The sequence below is a fragment of the Actibacterium ureilyticum genome, from assembly GCF_002285435.1.
In the GTDB taxonomy this organism is placed as follows: Bacteria; Pseudomonadota; Alphaproteobacteria; order Rhodobacterales; family Rhodobacteraceae; genus Actibacterium_C; species Actibacterium_C ureilyticum.
Genome location: NZ_NSBT01000020.1, coordinates 222,594 through 247,097 on the forward strand (window position 1 = coordinate 222,594; position 24,504 = coordinate 247,097).

20 protein-coding genes and 3 pseudogenes are annotated in these 24,504 nt (G+C 64.8%); 10 read left to right on the plus strand and 13 right to left on the minus strand.

Annotation, left to right across the window (positions count from 1 at the left end; all coding sequences use genetic code 11):
• Genes CLM60_RS05745 through CLM60_RS05755 form a run of 3 tightly spaced genes read left to right on the plus strand, consistent with a single transcriptional unit; the run spans nucleotide 1 to nucleotide 2,479 of the window.
• Nucleotides 1–714 (plus strand): amino acid ABC transporter permease, encoded by a 714-nt coding sequence (locus tag CLM60_RS05745; protein WP_095588202.1) that lies wholly within the window; start codon nucleotides 1–3, stop codon nucleotides 712–714.
• Nucleotides 711–1,523 carry an amino acid ABC transporter ATP-binding protein gene (locus CLM60_RS05750; RefSeq protein ID WP_095588203.1) on the plus strand — a complete coding sequence of 271 codons (813 nt, stop codon included), beginning with the start codon at nucleotides 711–713 and terminating at the stop codon, nucleotides 1,521–1,523. Before CLM60_RS05745 ends, CLM60_RS05750 begins: the two co-directional genes overlap by 4 nt.
• Complete coding sequence (locus tag CLM60_RS05755) at nucleotides 1,520–2,479, plus strand: arginase family protein (RefSeq protein ID WP_095588204.1); 960 nt, start codon at nucleotides 1,520–1,522, stop codon at nucleotides 2,477–2,479. The genes CLM60_RS05750 and CLM60_RS05755 overlap by 4 nt, the downstream gene beginning before the upstream one ends.
• 2 nt (nucleotides 2,480–2,481) lie before the next feature.
• On the opposite strand, the gene CLM60_RS05760 is transcribed toward CLM60_RS05755, so the two are convergent.
• The 4 genes from CLM60_RS05760 to CLM60_RS05775 form a co-directional block, all read right to left on the minus strand.
• Nucleotides 2,482–3,678 (minus strand): cytochrome-c peroxidase, encoded by a 1,197-nt coding sequence (locus CLM60_RS05760; protein ID WP_095588205.1) that lies wholly within the window; start codon nucleotides 3,676–3,678, stop codon nucleotides 2,482–2,484.
• A complete protein-coding gene (locus tag CLM60_RS05765) occupies nucleotides 3,675–4,376 on the minus strand; it encodes an SCO family protein (RefSeq protein ID WP_095588206.1) in 702 nt (233 codons plus the stop codon). The genes CLM60_RS05760 and CLM60_RS05765 overlap by 4 nt, the downstream gene beginning before the upstream one ends.
• Before the next feature lie 64 nt (nucleotides 4,377–4,440).
• Complete coding sequence (gene mtoX / locus CLM60_RS05770) at nucleotides 4,441–5,751, minus strand: methanethiol oxidase (RefSeq protein WP_095588207.1); 1,311 nt, start codon at nucleotides 5,749–5,751, stop codon at nucleotides 4,441–4,443.
• A gap of 23 nt (nucleotides 5,752–5,774) precedes the next feature.
• Complete coding sequence (locus CLM60_RS05775; protein ID WP_095588208.1) at nucleotides 5,775–6,587, minus strand: IclR family transcriptional regulator; 813 nt, start codon at nucleotides 6,585–6,587, stop codon at nucleotides 5,775–5,777.
• A gap of 264 nt (nucleotides 6,588–6,851) precedes the next feature.
• Here CLM60_RS05775 and CLM60_RS05780 point away from each other — a divergent pair, with 264 nt between their 5' ends.
• Nucleotides 6,852–8,483 carry an FAD/NAD(P)-binding protein gene (locus CLM60_RS05780; RefSeq protein ID WP_095588209.1) on the plus strand — a complete coding sequence of 544 codons (1,632 nt, stop codon included), beginning with the start codon at nucleotides 6,852–6,854 and terminating at the stop codon, nucleotides 8,481–8,483.
• Nucleotides 8,484–8,501: 18 nt separating this feature from the next.
• Here the strand turns inward: CLM60_RS05780 and CLM60_RS05785 are convergent, their stop codons facing one another.
• On the minus strand, nucleotides 8,502–9,326 hold the full coding sequence (locus CLM60_RS05785) for a LysR family transcriptional regulator (protein WP_095588210.1): 825 nt from the start codon (nucleotides 9,324–9,326) through the stop codon (nucleotides 8,502–8,504).
• 118 nt (nucleotides 9,327–9,444) lie between these two features.
• On the opposite strand from CLM60_RS05785, the pseudogene CLM60_RS05790 reads away from it, so the two are divergent.
• Nucleotides 9,445–10,347 (plus strand): annotated as a pseudogene (locus CLM60_RS05790) (aldo/keto reductase); the annotation flags it as partial.
• 68 nt (nucleotides 10,348–10,415) lie between these two features.
• Here CLM60_RS05790 and CLM60_RS05795 read toward each other — a convergent pair.
• Together CLM60_RS05795 and CLM60_RS05800 are read right to left on the minus strand one after the other, a co-directional pair.
• Entirely contained in the window at nucleotides 10,416–13,514 is a 3,099-nt protein-coding gene (locus CLM60_RS05795; RefSeq protein ID WP_095588211.1) for an efflux RND transporter permease subunit, read from the minus strand.
• A gap of 22 nt (nucleotides 13,515–13,536) precedes the next feature.
• A complete protein-coding gene (locus tag CLM60_RS05800; RefSeq protein ID WP_095588212.1) occupies nucleotides 13,537–14,655 on the minus strand; it encodes an efflux RND transporter periplasmic adaptor subunit in 1,119 nt (372 codons plus the stop codon).
• 121 nt (nucleotides 14,656–14,776) lie between these two features.
• Here CLM60_RS05800 and CLM60_RS05805 point away from each other — a divergent pair, with 121 nt between their 5' ends.
• On the plus strand, nucleotides 14,777–15,448 hold the full coding sequence (locus CLM60_RS05805) for a TetR/AcrR family transcriptional regulator (protein WP_095588213.1): 672 nt from the start codon (nucleotides 14,777–14,779) through the stop codon (nucleotides 15,446–15,448).
• Nucleotides 15,449–15,459: 11 nt separating this feature from the next.
• On the opposite strand, the gene argE is transcribed toward CLM60_RS05805, so the two are convergent.
• Genes argE through CLM60_RS05830 form a run of 5 tightly spaced genes read right to left on the minus strand, consistent with a single transcriptional unit; the run spans nucleotide 15,460 to nucleotide 20,078 of the window.
• Nucleotides 15,460–16,608, minus strand: coding sequence for an acetylornithine deacetylase (gene argE / locus CLM60_RS05810; RefSeq protein WP_095588214.1), 1,149 nt, complete (start codon nucleotides 16,606–16,608; stop codon nucleotides 15,460–15,462).
• On the minus strand, nucleotides 16,605–17,612 hold the full coding sequence (locus tag CLM60_RS05815) for a LysR family transcriptional regulator (RefSeq protein ID WP_342745106.1): 1,008 nt from the start codon (nucleotides 17,610–17,612) through the stop codon (nucleotides 16,605–16,607). The genes argE and CLM60_RS05815 overlap by 4 nt, the downstream gene beginning before the upstream one ends.
• A gap of 16 nt (nucleotides 17,613–17,628) precedes the next feature.
• Nucleotides 17,629–18,303, minus strand: a complete 675-nt coding sequence (locus CLM60_RS05820) for a DUF1028 domain-containing protein (RefSeq protein ID WP_095588215.1) — start codon at nucleotides 18,301–18,303, stop codon at nucleotides 17,629–17,631.
• 58 nt (nucleotides 18,304–18,361) lie between these two features.
• On the minus strand, nucleotides 18,362–18,778 hold the full coding sequence (locus CLM60_RS05825; protein ID WP_095588216.1) for a RidA family protein: 417 nt from the start codon (nucleotides 18,776–18,778) through the stop codon (nucleotides 18,362–18,364).
• A 25-nt stretch (nucleotides 18,779–18,803) separates the two neighbouring features.
• Nucleotides 18,804–20,078, minus strand: a complete 1,275-nt coding sequence (locus CLM60_RS05830; RefSeq protein WP_095588217.1) for a flavin-containing monooxygenase — start codon at nucleotides 20,076–20,078, stop codon at nucleotides 18,804–18,806.
• 333 nt (nucleotides 20,079–20,411) lie between these two features.
• Between CLM60_RS05830 and CLM60_RS20850 the strand changes: the two genes are divergently transcribed.
• The gene (locus CLM60_RS20850; protein WP_176473804.1) at nucleotides 20,412–20,801 is read left to right on the plus strand and encodes a hypothetical protein; all 390 of its coding nucleotides are present in this window, start codon (nucleotides 20,412–20,414) and stop codon (nucleotides 20,799–20,801) included.
• Nucleotides 20,798–21,958 (plus strand): HAMP domain-containing histidine kinase, encoded by a 1,161-nt coding sequence (locus tag CLM60_RS05840; protein WP_176473805.1) that lies wholly within the window; start codon nucleotides 20,798–20,800, stop codon nucleotides 21,956–21,958. The genes CLM60_RS20850 and CLM60_RS05840 overlap by 4 nt, the downstream gene beginning before the upstream one ends.
• A gap of 15 nt (nucleotides 21,959–21,973) precedes the next feature.
• Here CLM60_RS05840 and CLM60_RS05845 read toward each other — a convergent pair.
• Nucleotides 21,974–22,885 (minus strand): annotated as a pseudogene (locus CLM60_RS05845) (IS3 family transposase); the annotation flags it as partial.
• 29 nt (nucleotides 22,886–22,914) lie between these two features.
• Between CLM60_RS05845 and CLM60_RS05850 the strand changes: the two are divergent.
• A complete protein-coding gene (locus tag CLM60_RS05850) occupies nucleotides 22,915–23,706 on the plus strand; it encodes an IS3 family transposase (RefSeq protein WP_281256663.1) in 792 nt (263 codons plus the stop codon).
• Nucleotides 23,707–23,733: 27 nt separating this feature from the next.
• Nucleotides 23,734–24,491 (plus strand): annotated as a pseudogene (locus CLM60_RS05855) (IS5 family transposase).
• Nucleotides 24,492–24,504: the final 13 nt, after the last annotated feature.

The window sequence follows — 24,504 nt, forward strand, 5'->3', positions numbered from 1 at the left end:
ATGCTTGATCCGACCGTCATTACCGAAAACCTGCCGCTGTTCCTGGAAGGCGCGCTCATGACCCTGCGGGTCACGGCGATTGCCTTTGTGGTCGGCATGACAATCGGCGGGATCGCGTCCGTTGCGATCCTGTCCAGCATCGCGCCACTGCGCTGGCTGGCCGCGGCCTATGTCGCGGTGATGCGCGGCACTCCCTTCATCGTGCTGCTGTTCCTGATCCACTATGGCCTGCCGGCGATGGGGGTGCGGCTGCCCGCGCTGGTCAACGGCACGGTCGCGCTTTCGCTGTTTGCCGGCGCCTATTACACCGAGATCATCCGCGCCTGCGTCAAGGCGCTGCCCAAGGGACAGTGGGAATCGGCCCGGGCGATCGGCATGTCGCCGGTGGCTGCGGCCCGCGATATCATCATTCCCCAGATCCTGGGCCCGATGGTGCCGCCGGTCGTCAATTGCACCATGACCATGATCAAGGAAAGCTCGGTCCTGTCGACGATCACCGTTGCCGAGCTGACCTTTGCGGGGCTGGTGGTGCAGGGCGAGACCTTTGCGCCGTTCGAGGTGTTCATCACGGTTGCCCTGATCTATTGGGCGATCACGGCGGCATTTGCCTTTGGCGCGGCCCTGTTCGAAAGACGGCTGGCGGGCGCCAACCGCAACCGCCTGATGACCCCGCTGGTTGCCAGGTACCTGTTGCTGGACGGGGGGCGGACATGACCCAGACCGCGTTGGAGGCGATCAACCTGATCCGGCGCTTCGGCGAGACCCGGGCGCTGGACGAGGTCTATTTCACGATCCCCAAGGGACAGGTGGTGTCTCTGGTCGGGCCGTCGGGCTGTGGCAAGTCCACATTGCTGCGCACGCTGCTGTGGCTGGAGCCGCCGGATGACGGGTTCGTCAAGGTCGGGGACAGGTATCTGGGCAAGGACCTGTCGCCCGAGGGGCTGGTCCGGCGCCAGTCCGGGCGCGAGATCGACAGGATCAGACCGCGTATCGGGATGGTCTATCAGTCGCTGAACCTGTGGCCGCATCTGACGGTGGAACAGAATGTGACCCGCCCGCAGATCCGTGTCGCCCGGCGGCGCCCCGAAGATGCCCGCGACAAGGCGCAGGCGCTTCTGGACCGGTTGCAGATCGCGCAGCTTTCGGACCGCTATCCGGGCGAGATCTCGGGCGGTCAGAAACAGCGCGTGGCCATTGCCCGCGCACTGGCCATGGACCCCGAGATCATGCTGTTCGACGAGCCCACATCGGCGCTGGATCCCGAACTGGTGGGCGAGGTTCTGAGCCTGCTGCGGGAATTCGCGGATGGCGGCATGACGATGATGGTCGTCACACACGAGCTGGCCTTTGCGCGCGATGTTGCCTCGCGGTTGATGTTCATGGATCACGGTCGGATCGTGGCCGATGGCGATCCCAACACGGTGATTTCCAGCCGAAAGAACGCCCGTGTGGCCGAGTTCTTCGACCGCGTGCAGGCGTTTCATCCCGATTTCAGAAACCCCCACCAAAGGAGACAGCGATGAAGATCGTCAATCGCGGCTATACCGGCATCCCGACCTTCCTGCGCCAGCGTTTCGCAAGCGACCCGGCCGATTACGGGAGCGCAACCATCGGGGTCCTTGGGGTGCCCTTTGACGAGGGCTCGCCGTTCCTGCCGGGCTCGCGCTTCGGGCCGCGCGGTATCCGAGAACATTCGCTGCGTATCCCGGTGGACGCGCCGCTTTACGATCCCGATGTTCAGGAAACCTATCTGGGCACCGAATTGGCACAGGGCCATATCGTCGATCTGGGCGATATCGACATCCGCCCCGCCAACCCGGCCCGGACATTCGAGCTGATCACCGCCAAGGTGCGCGAGATGCTTGATGCCGGACTGTTCCCGGTGATCCTGGGCGGCGATCATGCGATCACCTATCCGGTCTTTGCGGCCTTTGACCGGCCGGTACATGTGGTCCAGTTCGACGCGCATCAGGACTATGCCGAGATCGACGAGGATCTCAACCGTACCAACAGCCACGCATTCCGCTATATCACGCAGATGGACACATGCCTGTCGCTGACGCAGGTGGGTATTCGTGGCCTGCGCACCACCAAGGACCATGTCGACACGCTGCGCGCCAAGGGGCACAGGGTGATCTGCATGACCGAGGCCCGCAGCCTGGGCCCGGCGGGGCTGGCCGCGCTGCTGCCCGAAGGGTCGGATATCTATGTCACGATCGATGTCGATGCGCTGGATCTGTCGATCGTGCCGGGCTGTGTTTCCGGCGAACCCGACGGGCTGTCGTTCCGGCAACTGATGGAAAGCCTCAAGGCGCTGGCCCAACGGCACCGGATTGTCGGCTTCGACTTTGTCGAGGTGAACCCGCCGCTGGATATCGGGACCGGGGCGACCTCGTATCTGGGGGCGCTGATCGTCACCGGCTTTTTGGGGCATATCTGCAATCAGCCCTGGTGGGCCGCGCGCAGCGACGCGGCCTGAGGTCAGTGGTTGTCCGGCGGCTGGGTGCGGGCCGCGCCGACCAGGCAGCCCAGCCCGTCTGACGTCAGGCTCAGCAGGAACGCCTCCAGCGCGCGCTTTTCGCCGGCGTCCAGCCCCAGCGGCCGGATCGCCGGGTCCTGCGCCGGGTGGGGCCGCCCGCCCCGGTCGTAGAAGTCGATGACCTGCGCCAGGGTCGAAAACCCGCCATCGTGCATATAGGGCGGCGTCACCGCCAGGTTGCGCAGGCCGGGGGTGCGGAATGTCCAGCGGTCGGCGGGGTCCTCGGTCACCGCATAGCGGCCCAGATCGGGATCGCGCCGGGCCGAGACCGACAGCACGCGCGCGAAATCCAGGTTATGCACCACGCCGGGGGCCACCTGCACCGGCACGGTTTCGGGCGGGTTGTCGCGCTGCGCCGCGCGCAGGCGGCCATAGCCGGTGTCGTGGAACAGCTGGTCGGTAAAAAGCGCGTCGCGGTCGCCCAGCGTATGGCAGCCGGCACAGCCCGCCTTGCCGGTAAACAGGGCAAACCCCTGCTGCGCATCCGCCCCAAGCGCGGCCTCATCACCGCCGAAATACCAGCGGTCGAACGGGCTGTCGCCAGCGACCAGCGTCCGCTGATAAGCGCCAAGCGCCTGTCCGATCCGGTCCAGCGACGGCCCCGCACCGAAGGCGTCAGCAAACAGGTCGCGGTAGTCCGGCAGGCGCCCCAGCAACGCGACCACATGCCCGATCGAGGGGTTGGCCATCTCGTTCCGGGCGGTCATCGGGGACACGAATTGCGTTTCCAGCGCAACATCCCGCCCGTCGTGAAAAAGCGGCGACAGGTAGCCCACATTGATCAGGGTGGGGGCGTTGCGGTTGACGCTGCGCCCCTCGACGCCCACAGCGGTGGCAAGCTCCCAATTGGCGAATCCCTGTTCGGGCACGTGGCACATGGCGCAGGACATGGTCTTGTTGATCGACAGCCGCCGGTCAAAGAACAGCTTGCGGCCCAGTTCGATCTTGGCGCGTGTGGGCGGGTTGTCAGCCGGGTGCGGCACCGGCGGCAGGCCCAGCGGCGCCGACAGGCTGCGCTGCAACGCGGCTTCGGCCCAGCCCTGTTCGGCGACCACACAATTCGCCGGGGCGATCTGTTCGGGCGCGGCCTGTACGGCCAGCGCCAGCACGGACAGCGACAGGGCAAGCGCGCGGATCACGGCTGGCGCTCCTCCATCAGCAGGGTTTCGATGTCCGTCATCAGCAGACGCGGGTCGATGGTGCCCAGCCCATAGACGTTGCGGATCTGGCCAGAACGGTCGACCAGGTACAGGCGCAGCAGGTGGCTGATCTGGTCCTGATCGGTGCTTCGGTCGATAACCTGGCCATAGCCGTCCAGGATGGGTTGCAGGTCGGCCATGCCGCCGGTCGTCAGCACGTGCCAGCCGAATTTATCGCGCGCGGCGGTGTCCGACAGGATCGGATAGGCGAAGGCGTGGATCGCCTCGACCGTGTCGCGCTCGGGATCGAAGCTGATCGTCATCAGCTGCACATCACGGTTCAGCCCGGGCAATTGCGCGCTGGCATCGTGCAGTTCGAACAGGGTCGACATGGCCAGCGGGCAGCCATTCACGTCGCCGCACATCAGATAGACGAAGCTGACCAGCGTGATCTTGCCCTTTGTCAGATCGGCCAGGGTTTGCGCATGGCCATCGGTATCCAGCACGCGGCCATCCGGCGCGGGCTTGATGTGGTTCAACCGATAGCTGCCCGGCGCGGGCGGTTCGAACTGAAACTCGGCCCGCGCGGGGATGACAGACGAAAACGGCGCCGGGCGGTCGGGTTTCAGAAAGCCCCAAGCCAGCCCGCCGGACAGCCCGACCCCCGCCAACAGGGCGATAACAGGCAAGATACGCATGATCTTCCCCCCATGGTTTTGAAACGCCCCCGGGCCGTCGCCCGGTCCGGGGGCATGGGCCCGTTCAGGACGTGTAAAGCGCCGCGCTGCCGAAACGCATGATATGCGCGCGGCCCAGGTTCAGCGCATAGAAGTCGATGTTGAAATCCTCGACCAGCTCTGTCCCGTCCCAGTTATAGGCGCGCAGATATTGTACATCATCGGCGCCCTTCTTGTCCCAGTTGGCCAGAAGCGAGCTTGAGAAATAGACCCGCTTGCCGTCCCAGCTTTGGCTGACCATGTTGACCTGTCGGTCGATGACCTTCTCATAGATCTGGTGCGGATTGTGCGGGTCCGAGATATCGAAAAGCCGCGTCTTGCCATCCATGAACGAGTTGATCCAAAGCGTCTGGTCATCGGCAGCGATGGAGATATCGACCGGCAGCGGGATCGACGCCGGATCGCCGATATCGGCCACCGCCTTGGCCTGCCATTCGCCGTCCTCATCCTCGTAGATCAGCCAAAGCTGCGAGGTCAGCGCGGTGGTGGTATAGGCCCAGTTGGCATTCGGCCCCCAGGGGAAGCGGATTTCCAGCGGCGCGCCCGGCACGTTGAACACCTTTTTCGGCTGGCGCGTGTGCAGGTCCCATTGCACCACCGTGTTGCCGAAGCGTTTCATCGCCTCGGTATCCTGCAGCATCTGGCCGAAATCCATCATGTAATTCGACCAGCCCGTGAAGGACGAGGTCAGCATCACATTCTTGCGGATCAGCGCCCGGATGTCATAGCCATAGCCATCGGCCACCGCGTCACCGATGGCGGCCGCGCCCTGCATGTCGTCCTGCGTGGGCATCCAATAGGTCGCGACGTAATCGCCGGAATCGTTGTATTCCACCAGCGCCGTGCGCCCGCCATGATCGGCATCGTTCGACAGTCCGCTGATCATCATGCTGCCGGGCAGCGCGAAGAATGTATGCGGGCCGACGACACCGCCGGAATCCTTGACGAAGGTGTCGATGGTCTTGTGCAGGGTGGGGTTGGCCGGATCGCTGTGCACGTCGAAGATGAAGATGCGGTTGGTATCCAGGCCCCCGGTCCAGAAATAGCGCCGGTCCGCGGAAAAGCCGCCGTGATGCGCCTCGTTCCGGCCACCGACCGACAGTGAGTTTATGACTTGCCCGCGCGTGTCCGATCCCGGGCGCAGGTCGATCGTGACCAGCTTGTCCTGTTCATCGCCCATGCCCTCGACGCCCAGCGTCCAGACATAGACGAACTCCTCCTGCCCGGTAATCTTGGGCATATAGGGCGATTGGCATGTCTCGTCCGCGAATGCCTTGAACGGTCCTCCTACCGCCAGGGCCGCCGCAGTCAGCGTGCCGAATTCTCGTCTGTTCATATCAATTCCTCCCTAGAATGAATTCAGTGTGTTGGTGGCCTTCCTTCCCTGGCCGATGCCAGTGTCTGTGCATGGGTCTTTTCGGCGTCGACCGCCGTGCAATGCTGGATTGCGGCTGCGGCGCGGATGGCCTGTTCGGTCAGGACCGGCAGGATGCGGCCCTGGATCGCGGGCTTGATCCGGTTCGACGGGCCGACCACCCCGATGCTGAAAACCGCGCCCAGCCGGTCGATATTCACCGGCACCGCCACGCTGGTCACGCCCTCGTCGATCTCGCCCTCGCAGGTGGCATAGCCATAGCGTTGCACCTGGCTCAGCTCCTTGCGGATCAGGTCGGGGTCGATGATCGTCCGGTCGGTGAACCGCATCGGGCTGGCATCCAGCAGCTCTTCGCGCAGCTCGGGCGCGATGAAGGCCGCGATTGCCTTGGCCGAGGAGCAGGCATGCGCCGGGCGCGGCCCCAGCCCCGGATAGATATAGGGGACCGACGGATCGCTGGGGATTTCGGTATCGATCAGGTCCACGCGCCCGCCCCGGAACCGCGCCAGAAAGGCGGTTTCGCCCAGATCGCTGACCAGCCGGCGCATGATCCCCGCAACCGCCGCGATGACATGCGAATCCGCCTTGCCCGTCAGCGCGATCTTCACGAAGCGCATCCCAAGGATATAGCGCTTGCCGCCATCGACATCCTCGATGAACCCGCAATCCAGCAGCGATGTCAGGTTTCGATAGACGGTCGATGTAGGCAGGTTCGTCAGCTGCGCCAGCTCGTTCGCGCCCACGGGCCGGGCGGCCCCGGCGATGGCTTCGAGCAACTGGATCAGACGTTCCTGCATTGGCTTTCTCGAAATACGGAATATTTGACCGTAATCCGAGAATCACTTTTCACGCAACACTTAAAATCTGGTCGTATTGCCCAGAAAGCGCGCATTCGTGGCATTGCACCGGCCCCCGGGATCCGGGCGCGGCTGTGGCGACAAGCGCCCCGGTGTCCTTTCCCCGTCGCACGGGACTTTCGAATGCCTTGCAAGCCGATTGCAGCAATGTTCCTGTCCGATATGCAGCGCGCGGCACGCGGATAGATTGGCAGGAGGATGTGAATGGCGCCCAAAGGTCGGAAGATTGCGATTGTCGGATGCGGGCCGCGTGGTCTGGGTGCGCTCGAAGCCTTGGCGCGCCATATGGACGGCGCGGATGTCGCGGTCGATGTCACGGTGTTCGACCCCTGGGCCTGGCCCGCGGCCGGTCCGAATTTCAGCCCTGACGAGCCGCCCGAATGCCTGTTGAACCTGCCGCTGCGCAGCATCGACCTGCCCGCATCACCGGTTCCCGGTTTTGTGGATTTCGGCGCCTGGGCACAGGCGGATTACCCGGATGCCGAGGCGTTTCCGCCCCGGGCGCGGCTGGGCGCCTATCTGCATGCCCGGCTGGAAGCCTTGCTGGACAACCTGCCGCAGGGGCTGAGCGTCACGTTGCATCCGCTGCGGATCACGCAGGCGCAGCAGGTGGACGGCGCATGGCGGCTGCGGGCGGATCAGGCCGCGTTCGGGCCGTTCGACGATGTGTTGCTGTCGCTGGGCCAGCCGCAGACCGAAAACGATCCGCAGATGCAGAAATGGCAGGCGCACGCCAACGCGCAGGGTCTGGACCTGATGCCGGCCTATCCCGGCAAGGCACTGGTTGACCGGGCCGGGCGCTGGGCCGGTCAGGTTGTCGCCGTGCGGGGGCTGGGCCTGTCGACGCTGGATGTCGTGCGGATGCTGACCATCGGTTTGGGCGGGCGGTTCGACGGCACCAGCTATGTGCCATCGGGCCGCGAGCCGGGGTTGATCGCGCCGTTTTCGCTGGACGGTCACGCCCCCGCGCCGAAACCCGCCAATGCCCGGATCGATGCGCTGTTCGACCCGACCGAGGCGGAAACCGCCGCCTTCCGCGCCGCCCTGCAGGACGCGCTGTCAGCCGACGCAGAAACCGCCTTGCGGATCGTGGCCGATGCGCTTGTGGCGCCAACCCTGCGGGTCCTGGGCGCGACGGGCGGCACGGCGGATCAGGCCGTGGTCGCGGGGTGGCTGGCCACCGAACGCAGCGATCACGGCAGCCAGGAAACCCGCGAGACCGTCGATGCGATCAAGGGCAACCTGGCCGAGGCCGAGGGGCAGACGCCGCCATCGGCGGGCTATGTCATCGGGCAGCTTTGGCGGAAATGGCAGCCCACCTTGCGCGCGGTTTTCGACAGCCACGCCCCCGGCGCGGAAACCGCTGGCGCGCTTGCGACGTTCGACGAGGGGCTGAAACGCTATTCCTATGGCGCGCCGGTCGGGTCGCTGCGGCATCTGCTGGCGGTGATCGATGCCGGGCTGGTCTATCCCTGTGCGACGGACGACCCCGATATCACATTGTCCGACAGCGGTTGGCACCTGCAATCGGGCGCGCGGGGGATCGAGGCGTCGGTGATGGTCGACAGCGTGCTGCCGCCGCCGGTTCTGGACGTGATCGAAGAGCCGCTTGTCGCCAAGCTGGTCGAAGAGGGGCTGCTGACGATGATGGGCGACGGGCTTGGCGCGCGCTGCGCACCGGATGGCGCGGCCATCGACCGGGCGGGCGGGCGCGTCGACGGGCTGTGGATCGCGGGCCGGCTGACCAGCGGCAGCGCCATTTCCAGCGACTCGATCCACGATTGTTTCGGCATCCCGACACGGCACTGGGCGCGGGCGGTCCTGCGCCGGGGCTAGGCGCGCGCGCCGGTCCGCTCAGCCCGCAGCGGTTGCCGCAAGCAGGACCTGTGCGATGCGGTCGATCACCTTGCGCACCGACGGCAGATAACGGTCCTCGTGATGGGTGACGAGCCATTGGTCGTGCTCAAGCTCGGCGATCGGCGGCGAACATTGCGTCAGCGCCGCGTAACGGGTGCCGATGAACATGGGCAGGACCACGCGGGCCTGCCCGGCCAGCGCCAGATCAAGCGCGGTGCGCGGGCTTGTCACCTCGATCCGGTCGTCCGGGCCCATGGTCGCTGCCACCCATTGCGCGGATGGGGTCGTGCCCAGAACCCGCGCCCAGGGCGCATGGGGATCGGCCCCGGCATAGACCGCAAAGCGCACCCGGCCCAACCGGCGTCCGGCCAGACCGACCCCTTGCGGGCGCTGGTTGCGGATGCCGATCACCGCCGCGCGGCGGCCGATATCGACAACCTGGTCCGCCGCGATGAACCGCAGGCGCACCCGGTCCTGACCGACGATCTGCGGCAATGCGCCCGCCAACAGACAGGTCACCCATGTCCCGGCCGAGATCTTGACGACCGGAACCGCCTGGGCCGCCGCCGACAGCAAGGGACGGATGCGCAGTTCCAGCGCCTCGGCGGTCGCCAGAAGCCGCTCGCCATCCTCGGTCAGCGCGTAGCCGCGCGGCAGGCGTTGGAACAGCTCGCAGCCCAGCCGCTGTTCCAGCGTCACCATCCGCCGCCCCAATGTCGGTGCGCTTTTGCCGGTGGACGCCGCCGCAGCCGCCAGCCCGCCCTGTCGCGCAACGGCCAGAAACAGACGCAAGTCGTCCCAGTCGAATTTCGTTTCATCCATGAAACGAGCATTGCAAAGCGTTTCATGGATGTGAAGCCGCTTTCATGGCCTTCTGTCGCCTGGGTTGCAAAAGGAGCGGCGCATGCGTTTTCTGGATACCGATATTCCCCCCTTGGGCATGGGCTGCTGGCCCATCGGCGGGCCGATGTTCGCGGGGGATCAGCCCTTGGGCTACGCCAATTCCGACGATGCGGAATCGATCCGCACCATTCACGCGGCGCTGGGCGGTGGCATCCGGCTTTTTGATACGGCGGCGGCCTATGGCGCGGGCCATGCCGAACGGCTGTTGGCCACCGCGCTGAAGGGACGTCCAGACGCGCTGGTCGTGACCAAGATCGGGATCGCCTTTGACGAGGGGACCAAACAGCTGACCGGGGACCAGACCGCGCCGGAAAGCGTTTTGCCCGCGATTGACGGCTGTCTGGCGCGGCTGGGGCGCAACCGGATCGATCTGTTGCTGTTGCACCAGAACGGCCTGCCCGTGCCGCAGGCCGAGGCGGTTTTCGACCAGATGGACCGGGCCGTTCAGGCGGGCAAGATCCGCGCCTATGGCTGGAGCACGGATTTCGCCGACAGTGTCGTCGCCGTTGCCCAACGCGCGGATTTCGTGGGGGTCGAGCATGCGATGAACGTGCTGGTCGACCCGCCGCGCATCCAGCGGGTCACGCGCGATCATGGGTTGACCGGGTTGATCCGGTCGCCCTTGGCGATGGGGTTGCTGACCGGAAGCTATGGGCCCGGTGCGGTCCTGCCATCCGATGATATCCGGGCCACGTCCAACCCCAAATCGGACTATTTCGTTAATGCCTCGCCAAACCCCGCGCTGCTGGCGCAGCTCGATGCGGTTCGGGATCTGCTGAGCACGGGCGGCAGGACGCTGGCCCAAGGCGCGCTTGGCTGGCTTTGGGCGAAGGGCGGCCATCTGGTTCCGGTGCCCGGCGCGCGCACGGTTTCCCAGATCGAGGGGCTGGCGCGGGCGCTGGAATTCGGCGCGCTGCCGCAGCCCGTCATGGCCCGGATCGATGCGTTGATCGACCGCGAACCGGCGGATACGCCGGACCGGGCGCGCCCGGCAGCGATTTATGGGCCTCAGGCCGATTTGCGGCGGAAGAGCCGCGTCACGATCACGAAGAACAGCGGTACGAAGATCACACCCAGCACGGTGGCGGCAATCGTGCCGCCCAGCACGCCCGAGCCGATGGCGTTGCGCCCGCCCGAACCTGCGCCGTGGCTCAGCACCAGCGGCAGAACCCCCAGCGAGAACGCCATCGACGTCATGATGATGGGCCGGAAGCGCTGGCGGGCGGCATCCACCACCGCGTCGATCACGCGCTCGCCCTGTTCGTGTCGGTCGCGGGCGAATTCGACGATCAGGATCGCGTTCTTGCCGGTCAGACCGATGACTGTCAGCAGCCCGACTTGGAAGAACACGCCGTTTTCGAACCCGCCCAGCCAGGCGCCGACCAGCGCGCCCAGCACGCCGATGGGCATGGCCAGCATCACCGCGAACGGGATCGACCAGCTTTCGTAAAGCGCGGCCAGCGACAGGAACACCGCCGCCAGCGACAGCGCGTAAAGCAGCGGCGCCTGATTGCCGGATTGGCGTTCCTCGAGCGACAGGCCGGTCCAGGCGATGTCGAAACGACCGTCCAGCTGCGCGACCAGCCGTTCCATCTCGGCCATGGCGTCGCCGGTGGAATAGCCCGGCTGCGGGCTGCCCTGGATCTGCATCGACGGCACGCCGTTATAGCGGTAAAGCCCCTGCGGCCCGTATTCCCAGACCCCTTCGGCAAAGTTCGAGAACGGCACAAGCCCACCGCTGGCATTGCGTACGCGCCATTTGTCGATATCCGATGGGGTGGCGCGGGCGTCGGCCTCGCCCTGGACATAGACGCGCTTGATCCGGCCCTGGTCGATGAAATCGTTCACATAGGCACCGGCCCAGGCGATGGTCAGCAGATTGCCCACATCGGTGGGGGTGACCCCCATCGCGCCGGCCTTGCGCCAGTCGATCTGCAGGTTGAACTGCGCGGCGTCGGACAGGCCGCTGGGCCGGACCGAGGTCACCACCGGGCTTTGCGCGGCCATGCCCAGAAGCTGGTTGCGTGCCGCGACCAGTTCCGCGTTCGTTTGTCCGCCGCGTGCCTGCAGATAGAAATCAAAGCCCGAGACGTTGCCCAGTTCGATCACCGAAGGCGGCACGATGGGGAAGACCATCGCATCGCGGATCTGGCTGAACGCGCCAAAGGCCCGCCCGGCCACGGCCTGAACGCTTTGTGCAGCATCGGGGCGTTCGTCCCAATCCTTGAGCTGGACAAACCCCATGCCGACATTCTGGCCCTGGCCGATAAAGCTGAACCCGACGACGCCGAACAGCGAATCCACGGCCTCGGTCTCTTGGGTCAGGAAGTAGTTCTCGACCTGCTTCACCACCTCGAGCGTGCGTTCCTCGGTCGCGCCGGTGGGGGCCTGGATCAGGGTAAACAGGATGCCCTGATCCTCGTCCGGCAAAAAGCCGGTGGGGGTGCGCATGAACAGCGCGGCCATCACACCGATGATCGCCAGATAGATGATGCCGACGCGGAAGGGGCGTTTGACGGTCCAGCCGACGGTGTTGGTATAGCCGTTCGACAATGCGCCGAACCCCTTGTTGAACCAGCCGAACAGGCCGCCGCGCGTGCCATGATGCGACTGTTTCAGCAACGAGGCGCACAGGGCCGGCGTCAGCGTAAGCGCAACCACCACCGACAGCGCCATGGCCGAAACGATGGTTATGGCGAATTGCTGATAGATCACGCCGGTCGAGCCGGGAAAGAACGCCATCGGGACGAACACCGCCGACAGAACGATGGCGATGCCGATCAGCGCGCCGGTGATCTGGCCCATGGATTTGCGCGTGGCCTCGCGCGGGGAAAGCCCCTCGTCCTGCATGATGCGTTCGACGTTTTCCACCACGACGATGGCGTCATCCACCAATAGGCCGATGGCCAGAACCATGGCCAGCATGGTCAGCGTGTTGATGGAAAACCCGGCCACCGCCAGAATGCCGAATGTCCCCAACAGAACCACCGGAACGGCCAGGGTCGGGATCAGGGTGGCGCGGAAATTCTGCAGGAACAGGAACATCACCAGGAAGACCAGGACGATGGCCTCGAACAGGGTTTTGACGACTTCCTTGATCGAGATCTTGACGAAAGGCGTGGTGTCATAGGCGGTGACGTAATCCACGCCCTCGGGGAAGAAGGCGGCGAATTCTTCCATTCGCGCCTTGACCGCTGCGGCGGTGTCCAGCGCGTTGGCGCCGGGGGCCAGGCTAATCGCCATCCCCGAGGCCGGGTTCTGGTTGAACCGCGCCAGCGTCGCATAGCTTTCGGCGCCGATCTCGACCCGGGCGACATCGTTCAACAGCACCAGCCCGCCATCGGTTTCGGCGCGCAGGACGATCTGGCGGAAGTCATTGGGCGTCCGCAGCAGCGATTGCGCGCGGATCGTCGCGTTCAGCTGTTGCCCGTCGATCGAGGGCTGCGCGCCAAACGAACCGGCGGAAATCTGTGCGTTCTGGGCCGATACGGCGGACACCACATCCGACGGGGTCAGTTCGAACGCCGCCAGTTTCGACGGGTCCAGCCAGATGCGCATCGCGTATTGCCCGCCGAACACCCGCACCGAACCCACGCCGTCGATCCGGCTGAGTTCGTCCACCAGGTTGGTGACCATGTAGTCGGCCAGATCGACCTGTTCCAGCTTGCCGTTTTCCGAGATCAGGCCGATCACCATCAGGAACCCGGCAGAGGATTTCTGGACCTGCACCCCCTGGCGCTGGACCGCTTCGGGCAACAGGGGCGTGGCGCGGGACAGCTTGTTCTGGACCTGCACCTGCGCGATGTCGATATCGGTCCCGGTTTCGAAGGTCAGCGTGACCGTCGCCGATCCCGACGCGGTCGAGCTGGACGAGAAATAGCGCAGCCCGTCCAGCCCGGTCATCTGCTGTTCGATGACCTGCGTGACGGTGTTGGCCACGGTATCGGCCGACGCGCCGGGATAGGTCGTCTGCACGACCACCGACGGCGGCGCGATCTGTGGATATTGGGCGATGGGCAGGATCAGGATCGCCAGCGCCCCGATGCCCATGATGACGATCGAGATGACCCAGGCAAAGATCGGGCGGTCAATAAAGAAACGGGCCATTATCGGCTCCTTGTCGGTGGGGTCACTCTGCGGGGCGCGGTTCGGGCGTCACGGTCGCGCCCGGGGCGGTCTTTTGAAAGCCGGCCACGATCAGCCGGTCGCCGGGGGCCAGCCCCTCGTTCACGACCCAGTCGGCATTGCGATCCTGCAGGATCGACAGCTGGCGTTCCTCGACCACGTTATCGGCGTTCACGACCCAGGCGATGGGCCGCCCGCGGCGGTCGCGGTTCACGCCCTCTTGCGGGACCAGATAGACATCGTCGGCCAGCTCGACCGGCAGATCCACCTGCACATACATGCCCGGCAGCAACAGGCGGTCGGGATTGGCGAACTGCATCCGCAGGGTCACGACGCCGGTCTGGGGGTTCACGTTATGCTCGGCCGCGGTCAGGGTGCCGGTCTCGCGGAAATCCGACCCGTCCGCCAGCGTCAGGCGCACGGTCCGGTCAGCATCGGCCAGGTCCAGTTCGGTCTGGCCGCGCTGCCAGCGCAGCAGGTCCGAGGCCGATTGCGTGACATCGACATAGACCGGGTCGATATCGCGGATCACCGCCAGGGGCGAGGCCTGGCTGGCGGTGACAAGCGCGCCATGGCTGACCTGTGCCAGGCCGATTTCGCCCGACAATTGCGCATTGATGGTCGTGCGCGCCAGGTCGATCTCGGCCGCATTCAGCTGCGCCTTGGCGACCTCGAGCGCGGCCAGCGCGGAATCGTACGTGCTGATCACATTGTCCAGCGCCTGCTGGCTGGCCACGTTGTTCTGGCGCAGCTCGGTCACGCGGTCGACCTCGGTCTTGGCGAATTTGACCTCGACCTCGACCTGCTTCACGCTGGCCTGGGCCTGTTGCACGACGGCGGCATAGGTGTCGGGATCGATCCGGAACAGCGGGTCGCCCTCGTTCACATGGCCGCCCTCGCGGAAGAACCGTTCGGTGATGATGCCGTTGACCTGCGGGCGCACTTCGGCCTCGGCCGAGGCCGCGACGCGGCCGGGCAGGGTGGTGGTCAGCGTGACCGATTGCGGCTGCATCTCGACCACCGTCACTGCCGTGGGGGGCGGGGCGGACTGTGCCTGGGCGATTCCGGTGGCAAGACATAGGATCAGTGTACTGGCGGACAGCACGCGCAAAAGGTAAGGCATTTCGGAACTTTCCGGTTGCAGGGTTGTATTTCACACCCGACAGGCATTATGAAACTGCTTAGTTTTGTAAATCATCTGGCGCGCAGGATGGCAAGAGGGTAAAACGGGGCGGGATACGAAAATGGGTCACAAGCCGGATATGTCGGAAACAGCATCGGCCAATGTCTCTCGGCGCGGGCGTCCGGTGGTGCTGGACACCGCTGAACGGCGCGAACATATCCTGACCGCGCTGGAACATGTCTATCAGCAGCATGGCCTTGCCGGGTCGACGATGGACGCGATCGCGAAACAGGCGGGGATGTCCAAGCGCACGCTTTACACCATCTTTCCCGACCGGATGACATTGCTGCAGGCGTATCTGAAACGCCTGACCGCGAATTTCGGGCAGCCGCTGGATTCGCACGAACAGGCGTTGCCGCTGGCCGACCGGCTGCGTCTTCTGGTGATGCCGCGCGTCTGCGCAGGCCACGCGCTGCCGCTGGATATCCTGCGGGTGATCATCGCCGAAACCTCGGTCAATCCCGAGGTCGGCCGTGCCTTCGGGCGCGAGATGTCGGACCGCAAGCGCAACCTTGTCATGGCCGAGCTGGACCGTGCCCAGGCGGATGGCGAGCTGTCTTTTCCCGATTCAGCGGCGGCGGCGGAGCTGTTCATCGACATGGTCAAGCCGCGCTTTCTGGACGTGTTGCTGGACCGCGACCTGCTGCCCTCTGATACCGAGCTGGAAAGCCGGTTCGATCTGGCGGTTGCGGTCTTCACCCGTGCGTTCCGGCCCGGCGGCGACACCGGCTGAAGCCGCAGGCCTCAGGTCAACCTGTCCACCACCCGATCCATCATGCGCGCGCAGGCCGCAAGCTGATCGAGCGCCAGGCTTTCATCGGCCTTGTGCCCGTCGCGTTCCATCCACCCCGGGCCGCATACGACCGTGGGCAGGCCAAGCGCCGCGAAAAGCCCCGCCTCGGTCCCGAAGGCGACCTTGGTCGTCGCGCTGTTCTGCGCCAGCTCTTGTGCCATGCGGGTTGCGGCGCTGTCGGGGGCAATATCGAAGGCGGGATAGGCGTTCAGCCGCTCCAGCGCGATATCGGCGCCGGGCCAGGTCGCCTTGAACGGCGCCGCGGCATCGCGCGCCAGATCGCCGATCCTGTTCCACAGGGCCCCCGGATCGTCATTGGCAAGGTGCCGGAATTCGAACAGCAGCTCGGCCCGGGCGGGCACGATGTTCAGCGCCGTACCGCCGGTCAGCGTGCCGATATGCACCGTGCTATAGGGGATGTCATAGGCCGGATCGCGCGGCCCCGTGTGCTCAAGCGCATCCTGCAAATGCCGCAGCCCGCCCGCGAAGTCACAGGCCAGATGCAGCGCGTTCACGAATTTCGGCGCCAGGGCGGAATGGCCGTTCTGCCCCGTGCAGACGGCCCGGGCCGATACCTTGCCCTTGTGCCCCACGGCCACCTGCATCCCGGTCGGTTCGCCCACGATGCACAGCTCGGGCGCGGCAAGAAGCGGCTGCAACCTGTCCTGCATCTGTTGCAGGCCGACGCAGCCGATCTCTTCGTCATAGGAAAAGACCAGCTTCAGCGGCGCGCGCAGCGCCAGTCCGGCGGCGCGGTCGGCGGCGTGCAGCATGGCGGCCAGAAACCCCTTCATGTCGGTCACGCCGCGGCCGAACAGGGTGTCGCCCGCCCGCGTCAGCTCGAACGGCGGGCGGGTCCAGGCCTGGCCGGTGACGGGCACCACATCGGTGTGACCCGACAGCAGGATGCCGCCCGGATCCGCCGGGCCGATGGTGGCGAACAGACCCGCCTTGCCAGGCTCGGGCGCGGGGATCTGCGTGACGCGAAAGCCGCGCTCGGTCAGGAAGGCGTCGATATAGGCGATCATCGGCAGGTTCGACGCCGGGCTGACCGTTTCGAACCGCACAAGCCGGTCCAGAATATCCAGAAGCGATCTCATGCGTCCCCCGCTGCCCCGGCCTGTGGCGTCCCGAACAGGGTCCCCTCGGCGGCCACGGCCCGGCAATGGTCCACGAACGCCCGGATGCCGCGTGCGCTTTCGGCGCCGGTGACCATCAGCAGCCCCATGCGCATCGGCCGCGCGTCTTCGATCAGCGGCACGAAACACAGCGGCTTGCCATCCGGCGACCGGTCGCTGAGGGGGCGGATATTGGCAATCGAATAGCCATAGCCATTGGCGACCATGCTGCGCATCACGGCCATGTCGCGGGTGCGTTCGGCGATGATCGGATGGGTGCCCGCCTTGGCGAAGAAGGACATGAAATATTCCGTGCTATAGGGCAGGTCGAGCAGCACCATCGGAAAGGGCTGCAGCTCTTCTATCGTCAGGCTGTCGCGCCGGGCCAACGGGTGGCCCTGGGGCAGGACGGCAAAGGGCGGCAGATCGGCCAGCGGCTCGAACGTCAGATCGCCGGGCAGGTCCAGATCATAGCTGAGCGCCACGTCCAGCGTGGCCTTGCGCAGACCGCCGAAGATCTCGGCCTGGTCCAGTTCGTACTGGCTGATCCGGACGGTGGGATGGACCTGTTCGAACCGGCGGCGCAGCGATGGCAGCACGACCTGCGCAAAGGTCAGCATGCAGCCGACAGCCAGCGGCCCGCGCACCGTGCCCGAAATGTCGCCCGCGATTTCGGTCATCGCTCCGGCCTCGTGCAGGACCAGCCGGGCCTGGGCCAACAGGCGCTTGCCCGCCTGCGTCAGCGACAGGCCCTGCGCGTGCTGGCGGACGAAAAGAGGCAAGCCGAATTCCCGCTCCAGCTGGGTGATTGCGGCCGAGATCGACGGCGCCGACACGCGGACCTTTTCCGCCGCGGCCGTGATGCTGCCGGCGTCGCCGACGGCCACGAAATATTCCAGTTGGCGAAATGTGAACCTTAGCATCCTGCCGCCCGCGTCATCCTGTTGGCGCAGCTTACAGGTGGTCCCGGCAATCGGGAATGCCATTTGCGCGCGTCGCGGATCACGCGTCGCCCGGCACGCCATAGGACGGGGCCGCGCGCGGGTCGAGCGCGCGCTGCACATAGGCGTCCAGTTGCGGCGCATAGATCCCCCATGCGGTCGCGATGTTTTCGATCGGGCAATCCTCGGTCCAGTCACAGCGCAGATCGGCCACCGGCCAGGCGACCTTGTCGACCAGCATCATCCCCGCCGAATGGACCGGCCCGGCCTCGCCCCCGGCGGCCAGACCGGCGCGCATCGCGGCAATCAGCCGGTCGCCCAGATGCCCCGTCGCGGCCAGAAAGCCGTCGACGATGGCCTGCGGCACCTGATCATTGGCCAGAAGGTTCCCGCCTGACGCGACATTGGGCGCCCGGCAATCCGACCAGATGCCCAACGCGTTCTGTCCCGAATGGACCGCCGTCTGCCCCTGTGCGTCCACGGCCAGCACCTGGCGATAGGCGATGAACGGCGCCTGTTGTTCGATCCGGGCCATCGCGGCGGCGGCTTCGTGCCCGTTTGCCATCAGGTCCAGCGCCAGTGGCCCAAGCGTCGGATCGGTGACGTTCTGCGACGCCACGGCCCCCACACCCGCCCGGGCATAGGCACACCGCGCCGCCACAGCGGGCGAGGACGAACAGATCGCGACGCCGAACATGCCCGTGGTTTCACAGCGGGCGACAAGCGAAAAAGTCATGGGGCGGTTCCCTTTGGCAGGTCTCTGGGCGCAAGACTGCGCCGGGCGGCACGGCGCATCAATCGGGAATGACCGCTGTGGCGTCGATTTCCACCAGCCATTCGGGCCGCGCCAGCGCCTGCACCACCAGACCGGTCGAAACCGGATGCACGCCCTGGATGTATTCGCCCATGGTGCGGTACACCGCCTCGCGGTGGCGCACATCGGTGATATAGACGACGACCTTGACCAGATGCGCGATGGTGCCGCCGCATTCCTCGATCAGCTGGGTGATGTTCTGCATCACCTTGTGGGTCTGCTGCACCGGATCGTGGCTGTCCAGGTTGCGCGCATCGTCCAGGTTCTGCGGGCACTGGCCCCGCAGATAGACCGTCTTGCCGCCCTCAGTGACGACCGCCTGGCACAGGTCATTGTCCAGGTTCTGTTCCGGATAGGTGTCCTTGGTGTTGAACTTGCGAATACGTGTATGAGCCATTTTGGGTTTCCGTCGTTGCGCCGCTTCAGGGGGTGTTGGTGACCGGTTCGGCCGTACCGTCATAGGCCGCGTATTTCTTCCGGATGGCAATATGGTCGGCCAGATGTTTCGCATCGTGCCACACGCCATAGATAAACGACGACCCCCGGCGCGTCAGCCAGGGCAGCCCCAGGAAATAGACCCCCGGCACCCGGGACACGCCACGGCAATGCAGCGGCTTGCCCTGTGCGTCGAACGTGTCGACCTGCAGCCAGCCGAAATCGAAGCCATAGCCCGTCGCCCAGATGATGGTCGTGATCCCCGCATCGGCCAGGTCCAGTTCGCGGATCGGGTCTGTCATGCAATCGGGGTCGGCGCCGATCTCGTGGGCTTCGGGCTCTTCCGGCAGGTCCAGACCGTTCGCGGCAACATGGGCATCCGCCGCCCGCAGCATGCCCAGGTAATCGCGATCCCCGTTGCGGATGTTCTGCGCCAGGTCGCCCGCGAATGTCAGCTTGCCGTCCCCGAAGCTCTCGGTGCGCCCGACCAGTGTCATGCCCCGCGCCGCCAGCTTGCGGAAATCGACGGTCTGCCCGCCCTGGGCGCCGCTGACGGCGATTGCGATATGTTCGGCCCCCGGTTCGACGGTTTCGCGATCCCACAGGCCCAGCACACCCAGCCACCACACGTAATCGCGGTTGCGATAGCGGCGCGCCAGCCGCTCATGCGGCCCCACCGACAGGTACACATTCCTGCCCGCGCGCAGCAGCTCGTCGGCAATCTGGACACCGGACGACCCGGCCCCCACCACCAGAACCGCCCCTTCGCCCAGTTGCGCGGGGTTGCGATACTGCGCGGAATGCATCTGGGTGAAACCCGCATCCGCCGGCACGATCGTGGGCAGCAGCGGTTTCTGGAACGGCCCGGTGGCTGCGACGATGCTGTTGGCCTCGATCACGCCGTCCGATGTCTCGACACGAAAGCCGCTGCGCCCGTCCAGCGGCGTCACCCGGGTCACGTCGACCCCGCAACGCACCGGCGCGTCGATCTGTCGGGCATAGGCCGCGAAATAGTCCGCAACCCGGTCCTTGGGCACGAAGGCGTCGGGGTGGTCGGCGGGAAATTCCATGCCCGGAAACCGGTCATGCCAGGCCGGCCCGTTGGCCACCAGCGAATCCCAGCGACCGGTCCGCCAACGCTCGGCGATCCGGGCGCGCTCAAGCACCAGATGCGACAGCCCCAGCGCGCCAAGATGCTCGCTCATGGCGATCCCGGCCTGACCGGCCCCCACGACCAGAATATCCACAGTCTCGACAGGCATCCCCGGCTTTCCTTTCCCACTAGAGGCGCATAGATCATCCCTGAATATCGCCCCGCCTAGCCGCCGCCAAATATCATAAACCGAAGCGTTGGTTCGGGAATGTCTAAGCTGCCCGAGGGCAGACGTTGGTCGTATTTAGACCGATGTCTTTAGAGGATAGCTTTTCCAAGCGGGGCGTTTCACGTCGTGCAACCTTGCTTTGTCGCGCTGTGCGCATGTCTTTGGCAGGCCATTGACGGCTTTGCCCATGGGCGTAGCAAGACGGCAATTCGCGGCCAGAATGTGTTGGGAGGCGCTCGGTCGATGGTCTTTGGGCATCTCAGGTTTCTGGCATTGGGTTTTGTGCTTTTCGGGACATGCGTCAATGCAGGCACCGTGGGCCAGTTGATGGAGGCGTGCCGAAACATCAGCGCACCCGATGATCGGCTGGCCTGCTATGACGGGATCAACTTGCGCGCTACGCAGGACTTAGAGTTTTCCGGGGATCGGTCCGGACAGACGCCGTTTTTCACCGTCCGCACGGGTGACATCCTGACGTATCGCAACGAAGACGCGGTACTGGTCGTGACGGTCCTGGATGAAAGCGGGGCAACCGTTCAGAACTTGCATGTGGGTGGCGTCGGGTCGGGGCACTATACGGTTCAGAAGCCTGGCAGGGTGCGGGTTCAGATGGATGCCAGCGGGGGATGGCGGCTTTCGGTACGGTCGGGGCAAGGGGAATGAACGCTTGGTCCCTTCGACCCGGCGGTTTGCTGGCCGCAGCCGCGTTCCTGGCGGTGCTTGCCGTCAGCTATTGGCACAGCAGCCGGGTCGCCCATCTGGGCGAGAGGATCTCGCAGGCGTCGGGACAGATTGTGGCTCTGGATGTGGCCGTCACGGGCCTGAGCGGCGCGCTTTTGGCTGCCATATTGGAGCCAGATCCGAATGAGGCCAAAAGGCAGCTCGCTGATTTCGAACGTGATGCGATGCACGCATTGGGGGTTCTGGAACAGCTGACAGAAGACGAAGTCGCATTCGTCGCGCCAGACGAGAAAGAGCGCGAAGAGCAGGAGCTGGGGCGCCCGGTCGCACTGCGCGCCGCGATGGTGCAGACGTTGCACGATGCCCAGAGCCTGGTCGCGCTGCGGGGGTCGGCCGACCCGATGCCCAATGCATCGAATGCGCTGGCCGCGTTACAGGCGTCGCGCCATCAGCTTTCTGAGATCGTGCTGGATGCGATTGACGATGAGCGCGCTGAAATTCAGGCCGCAACCCGTCGCATCGCCCGGACCCGGCAGGTCTGGATGTGGCAAAGTGTCGGGCTTTCGCTGTTGGGCCTGGCGTGTCTTGTGGCCAATCGTCTGCGGCTGGCATCCTGGTACAACGCACAAGCCACGGCGGTTTCCGCGCAATTGGCGGCCCTACGGCATGGGGCTGCCCGGGCGCAACTGCACGCACAGGTTGCCGATCCTGCCTTGCAGGGTGCGCTGATCGGGCTGGATGAATCGTTGCAGGACGAGCGTGCGGCGGCACAAGTCCGCGAAAGGGACATGCAGAGCGAGTTGGAGCACCGGTCGAACGCTTTGCAGATGAGCAATGCCCGCCTCAAGCAGGTCAACGAAACCCGGCGGCGCTTTTTGGCGGATCTGGGACACAGCCTGAAAACCCCGTTGTCCATCGCCCGGGGCACTGTCGAGAATGTGGGGAGAGCCGGCGTGGAGGGCGACGTCGCCAAGGCGCTGCAAGCGCTCGACAACGTGGACCAAAGGGTTTCTGATCTGCTGTCCCTGTCGCGCGCCGATGACGGACGCCTTGTATCGCGCAACTCGCTTATCGAGCTGACCGATCTGCTGGATCACCGGATCGCAGAGCTTCGAGTGCTACCCAATGGCGAACATTGAGGTGCCCCAAGTTCCCTAGACGCCTGCCTCGTTCAGTTTCTGCTGTCTTGCTTCGAAGTCAACGGGTGACAGCATTCCGTTGTTCGTGTGCTTGTGCTTGGGGTTGTAAAACATCTCGATGTATTCGAAGACGTCTTGCCGTGCAGCGTCGCGTGTCAGGTATGTGCGTCGCCTTATTCGTTCCCGCTTCAAGAGCTGAAAGAAGCTCTCGGCGACAGCGTTGTCGTGACAGTTCCCACGCCGGCTCATGCTGGCATCGAGATTGTGTTGGCTGAGAAACGTTTGCCACTCCCGACTGGTGAACTGGGATCCTTGATCGGAATGGATCGTGACCCGGTGCTCTGGTTTGCGCCGCCAAACGGCGGCAAGCAGCGCCTGCAATGCCAAGTCGGTCGTCATCCGTGACCGAGCTGACCATCCAACGACGCGCCGTGAGAAGAGATCGATGACGACTGACAGATAAAGCCAACCTTCATGCGTCTTGATGTAGGTGATATCTGTCACCCAGACCCTGTCTGGTTCGTCGACATCGAACTGCCGGTCCAGAGCATTTGTGGCGACCACAGCTGGCTTGCTCCCATATTGGCCAGGGCGGCGCCGGTATCCAATCTGTGCTGAAATGCCAGCCAAGCGGGCCAGTCGAGCGACCCGGTTCTCGGAAACCTGTTCCCCCTGATCGCGCAGGTCATCGGTCAGCTTGCGATAGCCATAGACTTTTCCGCTGTCGGTCCAAGCCTGTTGGATCAACTTTGTCTGCCGTTCATCGTTCAGCGCACGCTGGCTTCGCGGATCTTTAAGCCATGCATAGAAGCCACTGACATGGACCATCAACACGCGGCACATTGATCGAACCGGAAACTCAGATCGGTGAGCCCGAATAAAACCATACTTCACCGGGACTCTCGCGCGAAGTATGCAACGGCCTTCCTAAGAAACAGCCGGTTCGGGCGGAACGGTTGCCAAGGCGTAACCCAATGTCTTGGCGCGGCCGCCCGGCTTGTCAGCGTCAGAAGCAGGACCTGGTCTGTCTTGCCCATATTCGCACGGCTTTCGCCCTGTCGAATGGCACCTATGGCAGCCCGCGAATGCACCGGGACCTCGTCGACGACGGCCACCGGATCGGGCGTCACCGAACGGCCCGGCTGATGCGGGAGAATGGCCTCGTGGCCCGTCAAAAGCGGCGGTTCAAGCGGACCACGGACAGCGAACACGCCTGGCCGGTCGCTCCGAACCTGCTCGCCCTGGACTTCGAAGCCGAACAGCCGGATCGGAAATGGGGTGCCGACATCTCCTATATCTGGACGGCGCAGGGCTGGCTCTATCTCGCGGTCGTGCTCGACCTCAACTCGCGGCGGGTCGTCGGCTGGGCGACGAGTGACCGACTGAAGCGCGGCCTCGCAGTCGAGGCTCTGCGTCGCGCCATTGTGAACCGCGAACCTGCGCCGGGGCTGATCCATCATTCCGATCGAGGATCGCAACACTGCTCTGTCGATTATCAGGCTGCGCTCCGAAAACGCGGCATCCTGATCTCCATGAGCGGCAAGGGGAACTGCTACGACAACTCGATGGTCGAGACCTTCTTCAAGACCATCAAGTCGGAGCTGATCTGGCCGATCGCATGGCAAACCCGCCAGCAAGCTGAAAACGCCATCGCCAGATACATCGACGGGTTCTATAATCCCGTCAGGCGACATTCATCGCTCGGCTTTCTAGGGTCAGGATGCATTGATTTCCGCCGCGCGGCGTGATTCAGGGCTCCAAAACGGAGCGGTAACATGAGCGATCTTTTCTGGCTGACCGACGCGCAGATGGCGCGTCTGTAACCCTTCTTTCCGAAGTCCCATGGCAAGCCCCGTGTTGACGACAGGCGGGTTTTGAGCGGAATTATTTTCATCAACCGCAATGGCTTAAGGTGGCGCGATGCTCCCGCAGCCTATGGCCCCCACAAAACGCTCTACAGCCGGTGGGGGCGTTGGAGCGAGAAAGGCATCTTCGCCCGGATGATGGTCGGCCTGGCTGCGGAGCATGCTGAAGAGAATACCGTGATGATTGACGAGACATATCTCAAGGCCCACCGAACAGCGACCAGCATGGCCGTGAAAAAGGGGGGCGTGGCCGCCTGATCGGTCGGACCAAGGGCGGAATGAACACCAAACTGCATGCCGTCTGTGACAGCCAGGGACGCCCAATCGACTTGTTCGTCACCGCAGGACAGGTGAGCGACTACATCGGCGCGCGGGCGTTGCTCAGTCGCCTGCCAAACGTCAAATGGCTGCTCGGGGATCGCGGCTACGACGCCGACTGGTTCCGAGAAGCATTGCAGGACAAGGGGATACGCGCCTGTATCCCTGGACGAAAGCAACGCAAGACGCCGGTTAAATACGACAAGCGCCGCTACAAATGGCGAAACCGGATCGAGATCATGTTCGGCAGGCTCAAGGATTGGCGGCGCCTGGCGACCAGATACGACCGATGCTCCAAGGTGTTCCTCTCAGCAATCGCTCTCGCTGCTCTCGTCATCTATTGGTTATGAACCCTGAACCTAA

Coding starts and splice junctions, on each gene's coding strand:
- CLM60_RS05815 (WP_342745106.1), bottom strand. CDS start 17,612: ATGGCATTCCCGATTGCCGGGACCACCTGTAAGCTGCGCCAACAGGAT.
- CLM60_RS05825 (WP_095588216.1), bottom strand. CDS start 18,778: ATGGCTCATACACGTATTCGCAAGTTCAACACCAAGGACACCTATCCG.
- CLM60_RS05795 (WP_095588211.1), bottom strand. CDS start 13,514: ATGGCCCGTTTCTTTATTGACCGCCCGATCTTTGCCTGGGTCATCTCG.
- CLM60_RS05765 (WP_095588206.1), bottom strand. CDS start 4,376: ATGCGTATCTTGCCTGTTATCGCCCTGTTGGCGGGGGTCGGGCTGTCC.
- CLM60_RS05750 (WP_095588203.1), top strand. CDS start 711: ATGACCCAGACCGCGTTGGAGGCGATCAACCTGATCCGGCGCTTCGGC.
- CLM60_RS05780 (WP_095588209.1), top strand. CDS start 6,852: ATGGCGCCCAAAGGTCGGAAGATTGCGATTGTCGGATGCGGGCCGCGT.
- CLM60_RS05745 (WP_095588202.1), top strand. CDS start 1: ATGCTTGATCCGACCGTCATTACCGAAAACCTGCCGCTGTTCCTGGAA.
- CLM60_RS05755 (WP_095588204.1), top strand. CDS start 1,520: ATGAAGATCGTCAATCGCGGCTATACCGGCATCCCGACCTTCCTGCGC.
- CLM60_RS05830 (WP_095588217.1), bottom strand. CDS start 20,078: ATGCCTGTCGAGACTGTGGATATTCTGGTCGTGGGGGCCGGTCAGGCC.
- CLM60_RS05805 (WP_095588213.1), top strand. CDS start 14,777: ATGGGTCACAAGCCGGATATGTCGGAAACAGCATCGGCCAATGTCTCT.
- CLM60_RS05800 (WP_095588212.1), bottom strand. CDS start 14,655: ATGCCTTACCTTTTGCGCGTGCTGTCCGCCAGTACACTGATCCTATGT.
- mtoX (WP_095588207.1), bottom strand. CDS start 5,751: ATGAACAGACGAGAATTCGGCACGCTGACTGCGGCGGCCCTGGCGGTA.
- CLM60_RS05820 (WP_095588215.1), bottom strand. CDS start 18,303: ATGACTTTTTCGCTTGTCGCCCGCTGTGAAACCACGGGCATGTTCGGC.
- argE (WP_095588214.1), bottom strand. CDS start 16,608: ATGAGATCGCTTCTGGATATTCTGGACCGGCTTGTGCGGTTCGAAACG.
- CLM60_RS05785 (WP_095588210.1), bottom strand. CDS start 9,326: ATGGATGAAACGAAATTCGACTGGGACGACTTGCGTCTGTTTCTGGCC.
- CLM60_RS05775 (WP_095588208.1), bottom strand. CDS start 6,587: ATGCAGGAACGTCTGATCCAGTTGCTCGAAGCCATCGCCGGGGCCGCC.
- CLM60_RS05840 (WP_176473805.1), top strand. CDS start 20,798: ATGAACGCTTGGTCCCTTCGACCCGGCGGTTTGCTGGCCGCAGCCGCG.